This is a genomic window from Blautia faecis (assembly GCF_027662325.1).
GTDB lineage: Bacteria > Bacillota > Clostridia > Lachnospirales > Lachnospiraceae > Blautia_A > Blautia_A faecis.
In genome coordinates, this window is the sequence record NZ_JAQDKY010000026.1 from 5,376 (window position 1) to 24,155 (window position 18,780).

At 44.5% G+C, this 18,780-nt stretch carries 18 protein-coding genes and 2 pseudogenes; 11 read left to right on the forward strand and 9 right to left on the reverse strand.

The window, feature by feature from the left end:
* Nucleotides 1–37: 37 nt before the first annotated feature.
* The 6 genes from PGQ38_RS12330 to PGQ38_RS12355 form a co-directional block, all read right to left on the reverse strand.
* Nucleotides 38–931 carry a carbohydrate ABC transporter permease gene (locus PGQ38_RS12330; protein WP_204453390.1) on the reverse strand — a complete coding sequence of 298 codons (894 nt, stop codon included), beginning with the start codon at nt 929–931 and terminating at the stop codon, nt 38–40.
* Between the two features lie 12 nt (nt 932–943).
* Nucleotides 944–2,038, reverse strand: a complete 1,095-nt coding sequence (locus tag PGQ38_RS12335; protein ID WP_173715683.1) for an ABC transporter ATP-binding protein — start codon at nt 2,036–2,038, stop codon at nt 944–946.
* Between the two features lie 371 nt (nt 2,039–2,409).
* Nucleotides 2,410–3,666 (reverse strand): DHHW family protein, encoded by a 1,257-nt coding sequence (locus PGQ38_RS12340; RefSeq protein ID WP_270431952.1) that lies wholly within the window; start codon nt 3,664–3,666, stop codon nt 2,410–2,412.
* Nucleotides 3,667–3,715: 49 nt separating this feature from the next.
* Nucleotides 3,716–5,104 carry an MBOAT family O-acyltransferase gene (locus tag PGQ38_RS12345; RefSeq protein ID WP_204453386.1) on the reverse strand — a complete coding sequence of 463 codons (1,389 nt, stop codon included), beginning with the start codon at nt 5,102–5,104 and terminating at the stop codon, nt 3,716–3,718.
* A gap of 13 nt (nt 5,105–5,117) precedes the next feature.
* Nucleotides 5,118–5,696, reverse strand: coding sequence for a DUF4358 domain-containing protein (locus PGQ38_RS12350; protein ID WP_270431956.1), 579 nt, complete (start codon nt 5,694–5,696; stop codon nt 5,118–5,120).
* Complete coding sequence (locus PGQ38_RS12355) at nt 5,693–6,475, reverse strand: GDSL-type esterase/lipase family protein (protein ID WP_118583657.1); 783 nt, start codon at nt 6,473–6,475, stop codon at nt 5,693–5,695. The genes PGQ38_RS12350 and PGQ38_RS12355 overlap by 4 nt, the downstream gene beginning before the upstream one ends.
* A 231-nt stretch (nt 6,476–6,706) precedes the next feature.
* Between PGQ38_RS12355 and PGQ38_RS12360 the strand changes: the two genes are divergently transcribed.
* The 3 genes and pseudogenes from PGQ38_RS12360 to PGQ38_RS12370 all read left to right on the forward strand — a co-directional run.
* A complete protein-coding gene (locus tag PGQ38_RS12360; RefSeq protein WP_204453384.1) occupies nt 6,707–7,522 on the forward strand; it encodes an HdeD family acid-resistance protein in 816 nt (271 codons plus the stop codon).
* Nucleotides 7,510–8,304, forward strand: a complete 795-nt coding sequence (locus PGQ38_RS12365) for an arginase family protein (RefSeq protein ID WP_195699507.1) — start codon at nt 7,510–7,512, stop codon at nt 8,302–8,304. Before PGQ38_RS12360 ends, PGQ38_RS12365 begins: the two co-directional genes overlap by 13 nt.
* Before the next feature lie 16 nt (nt 8,305–8,320).
* Nucleotides 8,321–9,040, forward strand: a pseudogene (locus PGQ38_RS12370) (prolipoprotein diacylglyceryl transferase); the annotation flags it as partial.
* Here the strand turns inward: PGQ38_RS12370 and PGQ38_RS20735 are convergent.
* Nucleotides 8,926–9,162 (reverse strand): annotated as a pseudogene (locus PGQ38_RS20735) (DUF6783 domain-containing protein); the annotation flags it as partial. The pseudogenes PGQ38_RS12370 and PGQ38_RS20735 sit on opposite strands and share 115 nt — an antisense overlap.
* Here PGQ38_RS20735 and PGQ38_RS20050 point away from each other — a divergent pair.
* The 5 genes from PGQ38_RS20050 to PGQ38_RS12390 all read left to right on the forward strand — a co-directional run bounded on the left by PGQ38_RS20050 (nt 9,100) and on the right by PGQ38_RS12390 (nt 13,603).
* Nucleotides 9,100–9,246, forward strand: coding sequence for a DUF6783 domain-containing protein (locus PGQ38_RS20050; RefSeq protein WP_334286099.1), 147 nt, complete (start codon nt 9,100–9,102; stop codon nt 9,244–9,246). The pseudogene PGQ38_RS20735 and the gene PGQ38_RS20050 overlap by 63 nt on opposite strands.
* A 44-nt stretch (nt 9,247–9,290) precedes the next feature.
* The gene (locus tag PGQ38_RS12375; RefSeq protein WP_195699505.1) at nt 9,291–11,003 is read left to right on the forward strand and encodes a S8 family peptidase; all 1,713 of its coding nucleotides are present in this window, start codon (nt 9,291–9,293) and stop codon (nt 11,001–11,003) included.
* Nucleotides 11,004–11,158: 155 nt separating this feature from the next.
* Nucleotides 11,159–11,461 carry an STAS domain-containing protein gene (locus tag PGQ38_RS12380; protein ID WP_173715676.1) on the forward strand — a complete coding sequence of 101 codons (303 nt, stop codon included), beginning with the start codon at nt 11,159–11,161 and terminating at the stop codon, nt 11,459–11,461.
* 197 nt (nt 11,462–11,658) lie between these two features.
* Nucleotides 11,659–12,069 carry an ATP-binding protein gene (locus tag PGQ38_RS12385; RefSeq protein WP_118583666.1) on the forward strand — a complete coding sequence of 137 codons (411 nt, stop codon included), beginning with the start codon at nt 11,659–11,661 and terminating at the stop codon, nt 12,067–12,069.
* Nucleotides 12,070–12,214: 145 nt separating this feature from the next.
* Entirely contained in the window at nt 12,215–13,603 is a 1,389-nt protein-coding gene (locus PGQ38_RS12390; protein ID WP_118583668.1) for a uracil-xanthine permease family protein, read from the forward strand.
* 266 nt (nt 13,604–13,869) lie between these two features.
* Here PGQ38_RS12390 and PGQ38_RS12395 read toward each other — a convergent pair whose 3' ends face one another.
* Nucleotides 13,870–15,099, reverse strand: coding sequence for a 6-phosphofructokinase (locus tag PGQ38_RS12395; protein ID WP_195380046.1), 1,230 nt, complete (start codon nt 15,097–15,099; stop codon nt 13,870–13,872).
* A 23-nt stretch (nt 15,100–15,122) separates the two neighbouring features.
* A complete protein-coding gene (locus PGQ38_RS20740) occupies nt 15,123–15,206 on the reverse strand; it encodes a DUF6783 domain-containing protein (protein WP_368072636.1) in 84 nt (27 codons plus the stop codon).
* Between the two features lie 34 nt (nt 15,207–15,240).
* Here PGQ38_RS20740 and PGQ38_RS12400 point away from each other — a divergent pair, with 34 nt between their 5' ends.
* From PGQ38_RS12400 to PGQ38_RS12410, 3 genes are all read left to right on the forward strand, one after another.
* The gene (locus PGQ38_RS12400; protein ID WP_243284505.1) at nt 15,241–15,684 is read left to right on the forward strand and encodes a hypothetical protein; all 444 of its coding nucleotides are present in this window, start codon (nt 15,241–15,243) and stop codon (nt 15,682–15,684) included.
* Nucleotides 15,685–15,784: 100 nt separating this feature from the next.
* On the forward strand, nt 15,785–17,080 hold the full coding sequence (locus PGQ38_RS12405; protein WP_204453399.1) for a vWA domain-containing protein: 1,296 nt from the start codon (nt 15,785–15,787) through the stop codon (nt 17,078–17,080).
* Nucleotides 17,077–18,597, forward strand: coding sequence for an ATP-binding protein (locus PGQ38_RS12410; RefSeq protein WP_204453382.1), 1,521 nt, complete (start codon nt 17,077–17,079; stop codon nt 18,595–18,597). The genes PGQ38_RS12405 and PGQ38_RS12410 overlap by 4 nt, the downstream gene beginning before the upstream one ends.
* Nucleotides 18,598–18,780: the final 183 nt, after the last annotated feature.

The window sequence follows — 18,780 nt, forward strand, 5'->3', positions numbered from 1 at the left end:
AAAATACCTTTCAGATAAAGAGGGTGAACCTTCACCGTTACGAGTAGTATACATGTTTTTTGCTTGCAAGCAGGTTTATGCAGGTGATTGTCAAAACAATAACAAACAGCAGGATCGCTGCTGCTGAGGCATAGGACGGGTAGCCGCCGCCATTTCCGTAAAGCATGTCGTAAACATAACCTACGATGGTGTTCATGCCAGCTGCGTTTAAGTCTGTGCCAAAAAGGGCAACTGCATCGCTGTAAGCCTTGAATGCACCGATAAAACCAGTGATGATCAGATAGAAAACAGTGGGAGAGATCATCGGTAGGGTGATCCGGATAAAAATACGGAATCTGGAGGTACCGTCTACCCGGGCTGCATTGTAATAATTCTGGTTTACAGAAGCCAGGGCACTGGTAAGGATCAGTACCTTAAATGGCATAACGATCCAGATGGTATAAATACATAATACCAGCATCTTCGCCCAGTATGGTCCGTCAATAAAATCTACAGGTCCCTGTCCAAACAGCTTCAGCACCAGGTTGATCAGTCCGTCGGAATAAGCGGTTTTTTTGAAAAGAATCATGAATACCAGTCCAACGGCCAGTGTGTTGGTTACATATGGCAGAAAGTAAATGGTCTGGAAAAGTTTTTTCAGAGCCTTCACAGAGCTTAAGGCAACGGAAATCAGAAGTGCCAGCAAAGTGGAAAGGGGCACTGTGATCACAACCAGGATAAAGGTATTCCGGATCGCCTGGAGAAAATATGGGTCATGAAGGACGTAGGAATAGTTGTACATACCTGTCCTATAGTAAGTCTGGGAAGCGGAATTATAGCCCTCTTCAAAGGAATAGATAAAAACATCGATAAGAGGGTAGACCATGAAAATACCCAGAAAAAGCATAGCCGGCAGAAGGTACAGCCAGCCTTTGAAGTTTCGTTTGTTCATAGGAGCCTCCCTTTAAAGGTTGATCCGTTCACCAGTATCATGCCGGAACAGGAAGATCTTGTTTGGCTTGATAGAAAAACGGACGGTTTTTGCATCAAGCCGGATCTGGGTGTCAGAGCTGATGATGGAGCGGATCACAGGATTTACGGAGGATGCATGGGTGGAGACAACAGAGATGTCACGTCCCATTACTTCCATGCCTCCAAGCTGGCAGCAGAGCGCTCCCTTCTCATCGGGGATAAATCCCTCCGGACGGATTCCCACAGAAACCGGCTGGTCGGAGATCCCAGGTGTGAGAAGAACCGCATTTTCACCGATGTAAAGGCTTCCGCCACGGATCTGCCCCTCGAATACATTGATGGGAGGGGTACCAAGGAATTTGGCAACAAACAGATTTACAGGGCTGTCGTAAACGTTCTGGGGCTTCCCGATCTGTTGTACCACACCATCCTTCATGACTACGATCATGTCGGAAATGCTCATGGCCTCCTCCTGGTCATGGGTGACAAAGACAGTTGTGATCTTTGTAGCCCGCTGGATCTTGCGGATCTCTTCCCGGGTCTGGAGGCGGAGTCTGGCATCCAGGTTGGAGAGCGGTTCGTCGAGAAGCAGTACGCGTGGCATTTTTACAAGTGCACGGGCAATGGCTACGCGCTGCTGCTGACCGCCGGAGAGCTCGGAAGGACGTCGGTCCATAAGCTCTGTGATCTGCACCAGACGGGCTGCATTCTGAGCCCGCTCATCCATCTGGGATCTGGAAAGCTTGTCCTTTCCTTTCAGATTCTGAAGAGGAAAGAGGATATTCTGCTTCACTGTGAGGTGGGGGTAAAGTGCATAATTCTGAAATACCATACCAACGCCGCGCCGCTCTGGGGGAAATGAAGTCACATCATCATCGCCGAAAAGGATTCTGCCGCTGGTTGGTTTCTCCAGGCCGCAGATCATATTCAGGGTAGTACTTTTCCCGCAGCCGGAGGGGCCGAGAAGTCCGATCAGCTGACCGTCAGGAATTTCGAAATTGAAATCGCTTACAGCTGTGACCGGCTCCTGAGCCTTTCTTCCACGGGGCGGAAACTGCTTTGTGAGATGTTCTAATACTATTTTCATAATTTCGCTCCTAAATGTTTAATAAAGGTAACTGTCCAGTACCTTCACAGTTACCCGCTTCGCACTGCAGCGGAAAGCCTTTTTCAAACATGCGCTGGATGTCGCTGGAGGCGACCAGCCGCAGGCGGAGAATCCTGCTTGCAGGATTCTGTTTTATTGGGATTTCTGCGAACTGCGTTCCAAAAAACACTTTGCAGAAAATAGCTGCTTAATAAAGTAATTATAGCGAATTTGCATGAGTTGTACAATGAAATTTGGAAAAAAAATCCTCCTGCCTGTCTGGCAGAAGGAAATAAGACTAAAGTATGTCTGAAAAATCATTCCCACAAATTGTGACGCATATCTTGCAGAAAGCCTTTTTCAGATACGCTTTAAGCTTCTGGATTGTCAGCAGAAGCGTTGTCAGAAGAAGCAGAAGCAGTATCTGTGTTATCCGTTTCAATGCTGTCAGGTGTGGAATCTGTACTGCTCTGAGGCATAAGTGCAAGCTCCAGGGAAGTATCTGAATAGAATGTATTTGCATTATACAGATAAAGTACTTCCTGAATTTCCTCTACCTGCATCAGTTCTTCCAGATCGTCATAGAAATAACGAGGGTCTACCATAACAATCTTGCGGTAGTAAGGCGCCAGGAAAGGGATCAGGCTGTTTGCGTAGGAGTCTTTGATCACAAGTAAGGTACGGTTTTCCTCTGTAGGAGTGGTGATCACAACCTTGCCATGGTTTCCGTTAAAGAACATGGCGTATTTGTCTCTGGTTTCCAGCTTGCTGGTATCGTAAAAGCTGGCTGTTTTTTTCTGTTCGTCTACATAATTTACAACAGAGGAAGGAACCGAGTCATCTCTTGGAAGAAAGACATCCATTTCTTCTTTCTCAGAAGCACGGAAACCGCTTTTGGCAGAAAGGGTTCCCTGGAAGCTCATGGAAACCGGGAGCTTGTCGTAGGAGATGGAAGAAGAATCGATTCCAAGTACCTTTGCAAGCTGCATATAAGCAAAGTAAGCTCCCTGAGTAGTCCAGTGATGGTCTGTGTGGTAATAAATTCCGTCATCCTTGTGCTGGGAAAGGGTGTCACGCACATCCACGAAAGTGACACCTGCCTTTTCAAGAGCAGCGGCAGTTGCGTCCAGATAAGGATTCTGGTCAGTGGCAGCAGCCAGGGCAGGGAGCTTATCTGAAAGGATATTCACGGCATTTGGCGCGATCAGCGCATACTGGGATAGATCAGAATGCCTTGCTGCAAAATCTGTCATAGCGTTTACGGTACGGTTCAGACGCTCCTGGGAGGGTGCTGTAAAATCCTCCATCAGGTAGCCGTTTTTGCCAAGAAAAACACCGTTTTCTTCCGTATTTCCAAGGATACGCTGGGCTGTGGCGCGCAGTGTGATCCACCAGTCACGAAGGAAAAACTGGTCATTTACATAGGTTTCATAACCATCCGCAAATTTGCCGGATGTGAGCTGTGAAACGCTGATGGCCGGACGGGAGGCCAGCACACGGTTTTCCTTCTGGGAAAAGCCCCGGTCCGGAACTAAAAAATTGATTATCAGTACTGCCAGGATGAAGATTCCGAAAAGGCATCCGGTCAGGTGACAAAAATAGCGGTATCCGTTTGGTTTCTTTTTCATGGGTCCTCCAATTAATATGGTACCAGTTCAGGGCTTTTTCAAATTTACTCTAGAACTGCTGATACATAAATGGTGTGTAGGAACTGTAGATCATATACGCAATACAGAGGAAAAACAGGATTGCGTTTATCACTGCGGCAAGGTAAGTATTGCGTCTTGCAAGGCGCTTGAAATACTGATAAAGCCCCGGACGGCAGCTGATCACGGAAATGATCATCAGGATCAGTCCGGATTTCAATGCATACAGGGAGGCACGGTCTGCGAAGCAGGAAGCTCCCAATCCAAACATGGATCCCAGCATTTTTCCTATGGCTGCAGGTGTGGTCTGGCTGAAAAATACCCAGCCGATGATCACGGCAAACATGGTATATAAATTGCGAAGCCAGACAGGTGCCTTCTCAAGAAAACGTCCAAGAAGGAATTTCTCTGCCAGAAGAAGGAGACCGTAGTAAATGCCCCAGAACACAAAGTTCCAGCTGGCGCCATGCCAGAGACCGGTGAGTGCCCATACCACAAGGATGTTGCGGATATGTCGGCCTGTGGAAACACGGTTGCCTCCCAGTGGGATGTAGATGTAATCACGGAACCAGCTTCCAAGAGAAATATGCCAGCGGCGCCAGAATTCAGAGACGCTGGTGGAAATGTAAGGATAATCAAAGTTCTTGTTGAAATTGAAGCCCAGCATTTGTCCAAGACCGATGGCCATATCGGAATATCCGCTGAAATCGAAATACAGCTCCAGTGTATATGCGCCAATGGCAAGCCAGGTTCCCACAAAGGAGGTAGTACCGGAAGCCTGAAGGGTGGTGTACAGAGCGGAAAGATTGTCTGCAAGGAGAACCTTCTTGGAAAGCCCCTTGATAAAGAGCTCTGCACCTGCACCGAGGCGCGTTGTGTTTATACTGCGGCGGCTGATGGATTCCGAAATGTCAGTGTAGCGGACAATGGGTCCGGCTGTCATGTGCGGAAACATGGTGCTGTATACGGCATATGGAAAAAATCCTTTACAGGGTTCTGTTTTTCCCATATAGATGTCCAGGATGTAGGACAGATTCTTAAAGGTATAGAAAGAAAGTCCGATGGGCAATGCAAGCTGCGGATAGGTAAGCTTCAGTCCTGTGACACCGCTGACGGTATCAAGAAGAAATCCCCAGTATTTGAAAAATCCCAGGATCAGAAGGTTAATCACTACTGCGAAAATAAGGTTTCGCTTGCGGGACGGATCTTCATCGGTTATTTTCCCAAGCTCTTTGCCCATGTAATAATTGAAAAAGCTGGAAAACAGCATAAGAACCAGATAGGTAGGATCTCCCCATGCATAAAAGAAAAGGCTTCCTGCGAAAAGTACCGGATTACGGGCCCTGGCCGGCACGAAATAGTAGATCAGCAGAAATATGGGAAGAAAACAAAATATAAAAATTACACTGTTAAATACCATAACGTCAATTCTCCTATATCATGGATAATAAAGCCTGGCGAAGTTCCTGGGCATTTTCACCGCAGAAATACCAGACATAGGCACCGCGCTTTTCTACAGAAGCTTCTCCGAGAAGTGCCATCTGATCAGTTCCATAGCCTTCGAAAATGTTCTTCTGACTTTCAAGATGAGCCTGAGCTGCTTCTAAATAGGCGCCTGCCTCAGAAGAAGAATTAGCCTTAACTACCAGAACTTCGTCTACAGACATTGGGGAGGCTGCTTTACGGAAAAAGTAGCTGTCTATGTCATTCTCATCTATCTGATAAAAACGGCGAAGACCGGAAACCCCTGGCTCACTAAGGTCCGTTACACCGGAAACCTGTTCAAGGGCAGCAGATATTTTGTCCATGGATACGTCTGCTGCGTAGTCGGATACATAGAGGCGTCCCAGATAGACAACCAGGAAAATTACCATGACGGATTTTAAGATAAGGGAACCGGTAAGCTTGAAATCAGAAAGGATGCTGGTTCCCTGATGTTTATTTTTCTTCAGATTGCCGCTCAGTTTGCCAGAAAAATCTGAGAGGATATTTCGTTTGGTATTCAGCTTCATACGAGACCTGCCCTTTCTGCCATATAAGTAAGCCATTTGGGGTAGTAATTGTAAACCATATGCTCACCATCCGGCTCATACATGCTTTCGTCTACAAGGAATGTATCGTCTATAAAAGTGCATCCCATTTCGTCACAAAAGTCCCTGAGTGCCTGATTAAAGCTGTCATAATAAGCAAGAGCAGGATTTTGGTCAATGGCGCTTTGCTGGATGGGAAGAATGCTGTTGATGTAAATGGCAGTATCAGGAAGTGCGTTCTGGATCTGTTTCACTTTCACACGGTAGGCGTCAATAAAAGCAGAGGAATCACCATTGTAAATTTCCAGGTCATTTGCTCCAAAGGACAGGAAAAATACGCTTGGATTCAGACTGATGGCGGTATTGATCTGGTCATCTGCATCGTCAATACGAAGTCCCAGCTTGGCAACTACAATACTGGTGTCAAGAAAACCATATTCTGCAATTGATTCTGTAATAGAGTCTCCTACAATAACAGTTCCCTGAAATGCCTGTTTAATTTGTACATCTGTGAGAATATCGCCAAGAACACCCTCCTCTGAGTCCGATCCGGTGGGCTTTTCTTTCTCGGAAAGTGCACGGATCGCATCCTCTATACTGGAGATATCGGCTGTTTCAAGCTTCTGAAGACGTTCAACTGTTTCCTGACATTGTTTGTCAGTATTGCCTGAACGAGAGCAAAAAAAAGCTACCCCTGCAGCCAGCACTACGACAGCTGGGATAACGGCAAGAATGGTTTTGTTGTTTTTTATATTTTTCAAAATTTAATTCTCCGATAAAAAATTAGATATAATGGAACTGTTCCCTGTATGAACAGTTACGACATAATTCATTTTCCTTCGACATTCATTATAATACCACAGGGAAAAACTTCAAGTATAAAAATGGATTTTTTATATAGGAAATTATACTCTTTTTCCGGCTTTTTGTGGACGAATTTCACGAAAAGGTTTATACTGTCCAAAAAGAACCGGAGGATAACAGGAGGTTAAATGATGGAAGAGAAGAAAAGCAAAATTTTAAGAGGACAGATTCCAACATCTGTATTTTATATTCTTTTTGGACTGTGTCTGGCATTGATGCCTGTAGAAACGGTGAATGTTCTGTGCAAGGTGGTATTTGGGCTGGTTCTGATCGGGGCCGGTGTTTATCACATTCTGATCTTTGTTCTGGAAAAGGATAATTCTACTATATTGGATCTTTTTTCCGGTGTGATCGTGTTGGTGATCGGTATCTTTTTGTTTATGAATCCAACTGTGGTTGTGAAACTGCTGACTCTTATGCTGGGAGCTTTTATTCTGGTGGACAGCATCTGGATGATGCGCGGCAGTATGAAACTGAAGAAGCGCGGGCAGGGCGTTTGGAAGGCATTTCTGGTTGAAAGTCTGATTTTTATAGGACTTGGAGTGTTGATCCTTGTAAATCCATTTTCTGAAATCAGGATGACCGTGCAGATTTCAGGATGTATTTTTGTGGCGAACGGGGTGCTGGATATTATTTTTTATCTGATTCTGAAACACGGGCTGAAAAAAGAGATTCAGGATGGATCAGCTGGTGATGGAAAGAAAGAGGATAAAGTGACAGATGTTGATGTGGCTGTGAAAGATGCTGAAACACCGGACTCAGGTTTTGAACCTGCGAAGAAGGTTGACACGGAGACAGTCGAATCTGGTGCTGAAAATACAGGTGCTCAGGAAGAGCAGACAGATCAGGAAGAGCAGACCAATCAGGAAGAGCAGGCGGATCAGGAAGAACAGGCAAGTCAGAAGCCGGAAGAAGAGGAAATTCTGGAGGAATGGAAGGATTGAAGAGGAACGTTGTGATCATGGATTTTTCTGGAATTTACCAGAATGAGCAGTTCTATGAGGGAGAGCAGATTTCCTGGATAGACCTGAGTGATATTTCAGGAACCAACTGCTATTGCGATGGAGATGCCCAGGCGCAGATTCTGGAACGAATGGAAAAATATCCGGTTTCTGGAATTTATTTTATGGATTCCGGAAATTATCATTATATGAGCAGAATCGGGACCGGGCGGGTGAAAGAGCCCTTCAACCTGCTGGTATTTGACAATCATACAGACATGCAGCTTCCTGCTTTCGGAGGGCTTTTGTCCTGCGGGGGCTGGATTGCAAGTACATTGGAAGAGGTAGAAAAGCTTCAGGAGGTCTGGCTGATTGGGCCGGATGAGGAAGCGTACGGGCAGGTGGAAGAACCCTTTAAGGACAGAGTGCATTTTTTATCCAGGGAGAGGCTGGCTGAGGCAAGGTCGCATATGGCTGAGAAAAAAGGTTCTGAGGAAGAATTGATCAGAAGCTTGGAAATTCCTGCAAATATACCGCTGTATGTCTCTATTGATAAGGATGTGCTCTGCCCGGAGGAAGCAGCCACTACCTGGAGCCAGGGGGATATGACTTTAGAAGAGATGCTGAAAGTACTTCTGGCATTGTGCTCTCATTTTGAAAAAGAGAATGGAAAAATCCTGCAGGTGGATATCTGCGGGGAATGTGATCCGGATAAGAGTATGGAAAGTCCTAAAAATGATCATGCAAACAAGGAACTTTTAAGGTTCTGGAAAAAATGGTTTTGAGTGGAGAGAATAATTTATGAAAAATGAACTTCTGCGGATTGGTCCATTTACGGTCTATGGGTACGGACTGATGATCGCCATTGGAATTCTGGCAGCTTATTTTACCGGAGAATACAGGGCAAAAAAGCGGAAACTGCCCTATGAACACGTTTTTTATCTGGTGGTATGGTGCGTAGTGGGAGGATTCCTGGGCGCCAAGATCCTGTATTGGATTACAGAATGGAAAAGTATCCTGGAAAATCCTGGGTTTCTGAGTGCTACTCTGACCGATGGCTTTGTGGTATTTGGTGGAATTGTTGGTGGAATTTTCACGGCGTATGTATATTGCAGGGTAAAAAAACTGAATTTTCTGAAGTTTTTTGATACGTTAATGCCTTCTGTAGCACTTGCACAGGGATTTGGAAGAATTGGGTGTCTGCTGGCAGGATGCTGTTACGGAAAAGAAACGTCAGGTGCTTTTTCTATTACGTTTCATACGTCTGCATTTGCACCAAATGGGGTGGCGCTGGTTCCTACGCAGATTTATTCCAGTATTCTTGACTTTCTTCATTATGGTTTGTTACTCCTGATTTTGAGAAGCCAGAAAAAAGATGGAGAGACAGCGGCGGCATATCTGATTTTTTATAGTGCAGGAAGATTTGTGCTGGAGTTTTTCCGCGGAGATCTGGCAAGAGGAAGTGTGGGAGTGCTTTCTACGTCGCAGTTTATTTCAGTCTTTACATTTTTGGCAGGAATTGTGCTTCTGGTACAGAGGAAACACGCTCTAGAGCGTGTTTGAAAAAGGCTCTGTGCAAAATGTGCGTCACAATTTGTGGGAGATTTTGCCCGGATGAGGGCGTCGTAGCGGGCTACGACAACCGAATTCGGGTGAAATATACCGCAAAGTGGGGCGTGCAGATTGCAGGAATGATTTTTCAAACAGGCTTTAAGTCATTGAAATGAAAAATAAAGCATACTCTTAAATGAAAAAGCTTTAAGGGGCAGTTATGGGAAATAAAGACGCGGGCAATTTGAGTATGCAGGAGTCAGTTTCACCGGCACAGAACGAGATGTATGCGGATTTTATTGTAAAATATATGGACGATTTTCAGGAAGACCTGGGCGATGTCCCAGGTTTTAGTTTTCAGAAAATAAACGGAATTTACGGGGTAGTTTATGCACCCTTGACAGAAATTGGAAGGTGGAATATCAATACGTATTCCTACAGTTCTATTCCAAAATGTTATACGCATATGGATCTTGGAGGCCTTAGTGCTTCCGGAATTACCCGGCTTCAGGAACAGCCCTACCTTCAGCTGAAAGGAAGCGGAACAGCTGTTGCGGTTGTGGATTCCGGAATTGACTATCGGAATCCGGTTTTTCAGAACGAAATGGGCAGCAGAATCCTCTGTATCTGGGACCAGACCTTACAGGGAGACGGGAAGGAAGTACCTTATGGTCGTGTCTTCTGGAAAAAGGATATTGATCAGGCACTGGCTTCCGGAAATCCTCTTGAAATTGTGCCCTCTGTGGATACGGATGGCCATGGAACCAGAATGGCTGCTATAGCAGCTGGAAATTATTTTCCTGAGGAGAATTTTTCTGGAGCTGCACCAGAAGCTATGCTGATCATTGTGAAAGTGAAGCCTGCGAAAAAATATCTTCGGGAGTTTTATCTTTTCCCTGCAGAAGCGGAGATTTTCCAGGAAAATGACATTATGATGGGAATGGATTTTGCAGTGCGAATTGCGAATGACAGAAGAATGCCTCTTTCTCTGTGCCTTGGAATTGGCAGCAGCCAGGGAGCACATATCGGGAAAAATCCACTGAGTCTTTATGTGGATTATATTTCCCAGTATTCGCTGATTTCAGTTTCTGTTGCAGCTGGAAATGAGGGAGCGGCAAGACATCATTACGCAGGCCGCCTTACAGAGAGAGAAAACCAGGCATTGGCGGAGCTTCGCGTTGGAAACAAGGAGCCAGGATTTACCATGGAATTCTGGGGCGAGCCGCCAGAAATTTATAATCTTTCTTTGCAGTCTCCTACAGGGGAAATTCTGGATATCAGCGCTTCACTGGGGGCGGTGACGCAGGAATTATCTTTTGTCTTTGTGGAAACAAGGGTGAAGGTAAATTATGTTTCTATTGAGAGGCAGACCGGATATACGCTGGTATATTTTCAATTTATCCAGCCGGTACCTGGAATCTGGCGTATTTTTGTTAGAGGAAGAGATGGGCAGAATGTAGGATTTCATATGTGGCTGCCGGTTCAGGGGCTGATTTCGGAGGAAACCTATTTTCTGGAACCATCGCCTTATAATACAGTGACGGCACCTGGAGATTCACTGGAGAGTATTACCGTGACTGCTTACCAGTATCGTGACAACAGCCTGTATGTCCAGGCAAGCAGAGGCTTTATGCCAGATGGAAATGTAGTTCCACAGGTAGCAGCCCCAGGTGTCCAGATCCGGGTACCCCTGTTAAACGGTCCTTACGGAAATGCCTCCGGCACCAGCCTTTCTGCCGCTCAGACTGCCGGTGCGGCTGCACTTTTGTTCGAATGGGCGGTGATACGTGGGAATCAACCCTATTTTACCGGCTCGAGCGTGAAAAATTATATTACACGAGGGGCGGAGCGTGAAGAACGGATGCAGTATCCCAATCGGGACTGGGGATTCGGGAGAATGGATCTTTATCATACATTTGAGTTATTGGCGTGATAAAAATCCTTGATAAAACTTGACACAAAATATTGATTCTTTGTATAATAAACCCATAAAATACGGTGAAAACCTTACGAAGAATGTTTTATCAGAGTAATTGATAGACATAAGAGAAAAGCTGTGAAAATAATCCGATTTAAAAGGAGAAGAATATGAGCCTGAAGATTGAAAAGAAAAATGAAGGAACAAAAGATACTGTAATGCTGTCAGGAAGACTGGACACAACCACAGCTCCTGAATTGGATGTTTTTGCAGAGAAGGAACTGGCAGATACACAGGAACTGGTGCTTGACTTTGCAGATCTTGAGTACATTTCATCTGCTGGTCTGCGTGTGCTTTTGAAATTGCAGAAGGTTATGAATAAAAAAGGAAGTATGAAACTGATCCATGTGGGAGATGTTGTAAAGGAAGTCTTTGAGATTACAGGGTTTACGGATATTTTAACAATAGAGTGACACGCGCTGCAGGTCTGGCAGGTTTTAGGAGTGGTCAGAGAACTTACCATGTGAGGAACCGGTTCAGCGCGCATTTAATAAAGGAATTCTGTATTTTGTGCAGGATTCTTTTTTACATAGTGCAGGAAAAAAGGTATGGTTACCAGGCGGGATGGCAACAGAAGCCTTGGTAGCGTATGGGAAAGGAGCTGTGAAATTTGAAAAGTATTACAGTGGAAGCAAAGATAGAGAATGTGGATAAAGTTACGGAATTTGTAAATGAAGTGTTGGAAGAAAAGGAATGTCCGTTGAAGGTTCAGATGCAGCTGGATGTTGCCATAGATGAGATATTTGGAAATATTGCTTATTATGCTTATGGGAAGGGCAGCGGAAATGCCACAATACAAATTGAAATGGAAGATAATCCGCCGAAAATCACATTGATTTTCATAGACCAGGGAATCCCTTATAATCCACTGGAAAACAAAGATCCGGACATTACACTGGACATTGAAGACAGAGAAATTGGCGGACTTGGAATTTTCCTGGTGAAGAAAACCATGGATGAGCTTTCTTATGAATATGTTGACGGACAGAATATTTTAACCATGAAAAAAGAACTGGCATAAGATAAAAAAACGAAACAGATAAATGTTTACAAAAAAAGGATGACTTTTTTGTGAATATTATATCCAAATATTTTGAGCTAACCTAATTGTTTTTGCACGCCTTATTTGGTATACTGTATAAAACAAAAGAAAGCAGGAAAATATTATGAAGAGAGGCAGTATTTTTGAAACGGATGGTATCCCGCGGATACAGGAAGCCCTTCCTCTTGCGTTGCAGCATGTTGTTGCAATGATCGTGGGATGTGTCACCCCTGCCATTATTGTGGCAGGCGCAGCAGGGCTTGAGAATAAGGATCAGGTCATTCTTATTCAGGCAGCTCTGGTAGTTGCTGCGTTGTCTACCTTGCTCCAGCTTTTTCCCATTGGGAAGAAGTACAGGATTGGTTCAGGACTTCCCATCATTATGGGTGTCAGCTTCGCATATGTACCAAGTATGCAGGCCATTGCGGACGGGTACGGAATCGACACCATTTTGGGAGCCCAGATTGTAGGCGGTGTTGTTGCCGTTATCATGGGAATTATGGTAAAAAAGATCAGGGTATTTTTTCCACCTCTGATCACAGGAACAGTGGTATTTACCATCGGACTTTCCCTGTATCCCACTGCGATCAACTACATGGCTGGTGGAACCTCTAATCCGGATTATGGCTCCTGGCAGAACTGGCTGGTGGCTTTCTTTACCCTTGCAGTGGTAACGGTCCTGAACCACTTTGGAAAAGGAATCTGGAAGCTTTCTTCTATTCTGATTGGTATGCTGGCCGGATATGTGGTATCCATTCCATTCGGAATGGTGGATCTTTCAAGCGTGGGTAAGGCAAGTGTGTTCCAGGTACCACAGCCGTTGCACTTCGGAGTGCATTTTGAGATTTCTGCATGTGTAGCCATCGGACTGCTTTTTGCAATTAACTCGATTCAGGCAATTGGTGACTACTCTGCAACTACCATCGGTGCTATGAACCGGACTCCCAAGGATTCAGAGCTTCAGGGTGGTATTGTAGCTTATGGTATTACCAATATTCTTGGAGCCCTGTTCGGAGGACTTCCAACTGCAACATACAGCCAGAACGTTGGTATTGTTACCACGACCAAGGTTATCAACCGCTGGGTTCTGGGACTGGCAGCTGCGTTCCTTGGAATTGCCGGATTTGTGCCGAAATTTTCAGCACTTCTGACCACGATTCCCCAGTGCGTATTGGGTGGTGCCACAGTTTCCGTATTTGCATCTATTGCTATGACAGGTATGAAGCTGGTGGCTTCTGCAGAGATGGATTACCGTAATTCCTCCATTGTAGGTCTGGCTGCAGCACTTGGTGTGGGCGTTTCCCAGGCAAATGCAGCACTTGCCACACTTCCTGCATGGGTGACTACCATTTTCGGGAAATCTCCGGTTGTGCTGGCAACGATCATAGCAGTCTGTCTGAACCTGATCCTGCCCAAGTCAAGGGATGAGGAGAAAGAAGAGAAAATTTATGACAGCCAGGTTCAGGAGAAACTGGAAGAAGATCATAAGATGTTTGGAAATGATCAGGAATAAGGCAGAAGAAATCATGGATTTTTGCTGATTGTGTGAAAAATAAAAAAAGTAAGAACTCCTTTGTTCTGTAAGATCAGTTAGAGCCTTTTTTAAACACGCTCTAACTGATCTTATAGAGAAAGGAGTTCTTTTCTTTTTCGTGAGCCACAAGAAAAACATGTAGAATATGTTTCGCCCTGTTTAAATCATGATACCGTATAGGGAGATTCTCTGCAGGGTTTGAACTCAGAACGGCGAGGTTATTTTGTTACTGTCCACTGGTAACGTTATTTTCTGTATACGCAGACCGGAAGTCCGTCTTCGCCCATAGGCAGTTCTACATTTCCCTGAATCAGCGGACGTGCATAATGGATGAAATCCTCTGTCACGTCAGAACCGTCCTGGCTGATCCAGGAAAGGGGAACGGTTTTCTCCTCATTACAGATTTCATTGACATCCTCAAGTCCACATCTCATCTGGTAAACGCCCTTAGAGGTCTCCTGACGGATGAAAGATACCATTTTCCCAGTTTCGCCTTTCAGCGCAGCCTGAACGCCGAAAATACCGGCTGTAATGGCCTCCTGGCGATCCGTGTCAGAGAGCATGGAGGCACTGCAGCGCTGGCTTACATTCAGTTCAATGGAGCGGGCTTTCACGCCAAGTCGGCTTCGCACCAGGTTTTCCAGATATTTGCCGCAGCCTGCCAGCATTTTATGACCAAAAGTATCGGTGCCTACAGAATTGTCATATTCGCAGATAAAAGTTCCCTTATTATCATGAATGCCTTCGGAAACGCAGACAACAACATTACAGTTTTTTTCGAAGCAGGCTTCTGTTTTTTTCAAAAATTCTTCTGTATCGAAGGCTGTTTCAGGAAGATAAATAAGAAGCGGGTTATCGCCGGTATATTTGCGGGCGAGAGCGCTGGCTGCTGTGAGCCATCCGGCATGACGTCCCATGATTTCTACGATGGTCACGGATTTTTTCTCATAAACATTGGCATCCAGGGTGATTTCACGAACTGTGGAAGCCACATATCTGGCAGCACTGCCGAAGCCAGGAGTGTGATCAGTATGCACAAGATCATTGTCAATGGTCTTCGGCTCTCCGATAATGCGGATGTCACTGCCAATCATGGCTGCGTAGCGGGAAAGCTTGCTCACAGTATCCATGGAATCGTTGCCGCCGATGTAGAAAAACCAGCCGATATTCATCTCCTCAAATTTGCGGAAAAGCTCTGGGTATACCGGATCTTCCAGAGATTCCGGAAGCTTATAGCGGCAGGAACCCAGGTAAGCGCCTGGGGTGTAGGTAAGATATTTCAGCTTTTCCCCGGGAAGTGCTTCTTCAAAGTCAAGGATGGTGCCCTTCAGAAATCCTTCAATACCGTTTATCATGCCGTAAACATGTCCGATTTCTTCCTGTTTTATGCCCTCAGAAACTACACCATAAAGGCTGCTGTTGATAACTGCAGTAGGTCCGCCGGATTGTCCGACGATCAAGTTCTTTTTTTCCATTTTAATGAAACCTCCTGTTGTTCTTAGCGCCTGTTTGAAAAAGGTTTGCTGCAAAATATACCGCAAATTGTGACGCACATCTTGCTGGAATGATTTTTCAAAAACACGCTTTGGTATTTTTATTATAACAGGAGAGAGCGTATGTGGCAAATGAGAAAAATACGATTGTGGGAAAAGGCAGGATGGATTATAATAAGAAGCAGGGAAACTGCAAGAAAGCTGGGATTATATATGGAAGAAGAGCGTGATATGCGGTATGAAAAATTCCAGACAACAGGACAGGAGCGGATTCGGCTTGCCTGCGCTTTGGAAGGATTTTTTTTAACAAATGAGTGCGAAGAAGAGAAAAAAACTGCCTATGGCCAGTATCTGAAGCGAAGAATCCGTCCTGCTATGGAAGCTTTGATCCGGGAAGAGAACGTGGGAAAAATGGAGCTCTTGGAGAGTTTTGGCTGGTTTGGAGCAGAAGAACTGGAGAATTTTATCTGTACTGCCAGAAGAGAGCGAAAGCTGGAGAGCCTGGTGTGGCTGATGAGGTTAAAGGATCAGAAATACGGATATAAAGAGAAAAAATTTGACCTTTAGCAGGAAAGAAAGCGAAACTATGCAGGACAATAAAGAAAGAAAAATGTCTGAAAATACAGGCAGTTTCATAAAGAAAAAAAGGCAATACCAGGAAATGGGAATGAAAATCCTGCATACCTGCAGGAGTGAAATCTGTGCAAGATTTCCATTTTTTTCTTATGCATCAGCAGCCCTTTCGGCGGTTGTGGAGACAAAAATGTCTCCAAACAGCATGGAAAATGAGAACTCTTTGCAGTCCTGGATCCATGGAATTGGAACTGACGGTGAGAGGATAATAGCAGACCCTGTATTCCTGATCTATATCTGGGCAGAAAAGCCGGAAAGGCTGAAAAGAGGCTGCCTGCACATGTTGTTTCACTGTCTTTATCAGCATCCTTTTTCTGACAAAAAGATGGAAGCAAGATTATGGAATGTGGCCTGTGATCTGGCTGTGGAGCTTCTGATCTGGCAGAATATTCCGGAAAATTTATGGCAATATTCGTCAGAAGAACTGCAAAAAAGAAGACAGATTTTTGAATTTTTTAAAGGCAGAAATTGCTCTGCTCAGGTACTTTATCAGCTTCTGAAACAGGAAAAATTCCCGTTTAATATTGAAGAGCTGGAATCTCTTTTTTCCTTTGATGATCATTCCCTATGGAGTGTAAATCCATGGAAAAGGGAACAAAAACGGAGCAGGTGGGAAAAGATTCTTACATATACCACCCTTGGAAGGGAGCGGCAGAAGCATCGGATCGGAGCAAGTTCTGGAAATAAAGAAGAGGAACTGGAGGAACTGTACAAAAGCCGATATGATTATCGGAAATTTCTCCGAAAATTTGCTTTTCCCAGGGAAGAAATCCAATTGGATGAGGATAGCTTTGATTATATTTTTTATAATTTTGGAATGAAGCAGTATGGAAATCTGCCGCTGATCGAGCCGTTGGAGTACAAAGAAGTGAATCGTCTGGAGGAATTGGTGATCGCCATTGATACCTCTGGTTCCTGTTCCAGAGAGATGGTCCGGAGATTCCTTAGAGAGACCTACCAGATCCTCAGCACCAGGGAGAATTTTTTTAAGAAAATGAAAGTATATATTGTCCAATGTGACTGTTGTATTCAGTGGTACCAGGTGATCCATTCAGAGGAAGAATGGAAAGAATATATGCAGAAGATAACCATACAGGGACGGGGCGGAACCGATTTCAGGCCTGTTTTTGAACTGATCAGAAAGGAACAGGAGAAGCGGGAATTGCAGAATCTGAAGGCTTTGATCTACTTTACTGACGGAGATGGGATTTATCCGAGACAGAAACCGGATTATGAAACGGCCTTTGTATTTGTGAAAAAGACGGAAAATATGAGACTTGTGCCGGACTGGGCTTATAAACTGGTTATCGGCGAAAGGACAAAAATATGAATATCAAAGACGCAAAAAATGAGATTATCCATACCCTTGCTGCTTATCTGAAAAAGGACGGGAATGGAGTTTATACCTATCCTTTGGTACGGCAGCGCCCAATCCTTCTGATCGGTCCGCCGGGAATCGGAAAAACTGCTGTTATGGAGCAGGTTGCAGCCGAATGTAAGGTGGGCTTGGTGGCTTACACCATCACGCATCATACTCGTCAGAGTGCAGTGGGACTTCCCAAAATTGTCACCAGGAATTACGGTGGTACGGAAATTGATATAACAGAATACACCATGAGTGAAATTATTGCTTCTGTGTATGAGTACATGGAACAAACGGGAAAAAAGGAGGGAATCCTTTTTATAGATGAGATCAATTGCGTGTCGGAGACGTTGGCCCCGGCTATGCTGCAGTTTTTGCAGAACAAGACCTTTGGAACCCATAAGGTACCGCAGGGATGGATTATTGTAGCTGCTGGCAATCCGCCTGCATACAACAAATCGGTCCGGGAATTTGACATTGTTACGCTGGATCGTGTAAGAAAGATTTCCATACAGGCAGATACAGATGTATGGCTGGAATATGCGGGGGAAAAGGGCATACATGGCGCAATTTTGTCCTATCTTTCCCTTAAAAAAGAGAATTTTTATATGGTAGAAAATACAGTAGATGGCAAGTTTTTTGTGACTGCCAGAGGTTGGGAGGACCTTTCCGAAATCCTGAAAAGTTATGAGGAACTGCAAGTGGAAATCGGAGAGGAACTGATTGGGGAATTCCTTCAAAAAGAGGAAATTGCAAGAGATTTTGCCGGTTATTACAGACTGTATGAGAAGTATAAATCTGATTATCAGATACAGGAAATTCTTGATGGAAATGTAACTACCAGGCAGCTGAAGACTTGTTGCGATATGGGAAAAAAAGCATCTTTTGAAGAACGCTTTACTGTAACCGAAATGCTTCTTGAAGCTGTGACAGAAAGAATTTCAGTCTTTCAGAAAACAGATGAAAAGATAGAAAAACTATACGAAAATCTTAAATTGCTGAAGATTTTTTTGCAGGAAAAGAACAGCGTAGAAGCTATGGAACAGTTTGTTGCTTCCAGAAGAAAAGCACTAGATGCGAAAATCTGTTCAGAGCTTCTGACAGCAGAAGAAGCTGCTAGGGAAGAGGAACAGATCAGAATTCTGGAAGAGTATTTTTTTCAGTTGAAAGAGCTGCATATTTCTGACGTGGCAGAAGGAATAGAACAAATCGGCGAAAGGTTTGGCAATGTTTGCAGATTACGAAACGAGAAACTTGAGGAAACGAAGAAGATGCTGGAACAAGCCTTTTCTTTTCTGGAAGAGTGCTTTGGGGAAGGGCAGGAATTGCTGTTGTTTGAGACTGGCCTGACAGGAGATGACAGATGCAGTATTTTCATCTCTCAGTATGGCTGTCCTTCTTATTTTAAACATTGTGAACTTTTGCTTTACAGCAAAAAAGAAAATGAGATGCGAAAAGAGTGCAGGGATTTGCTGGAAGAATAAGTGAAGAATGTAGGAATTACTGATGCAGAAGGTATGGCGTGTATAATAATCTGATCGCGAAATCATGCTTTGCATGATCTCGCGCCGCAATTCTCGGGTTTTCTGTGAACTTTGTTCACAAAAAACACCTCGCGGAATGTTACCGGTGAACAGGAACTGTTGCTGTTCACTGGTAATATATCC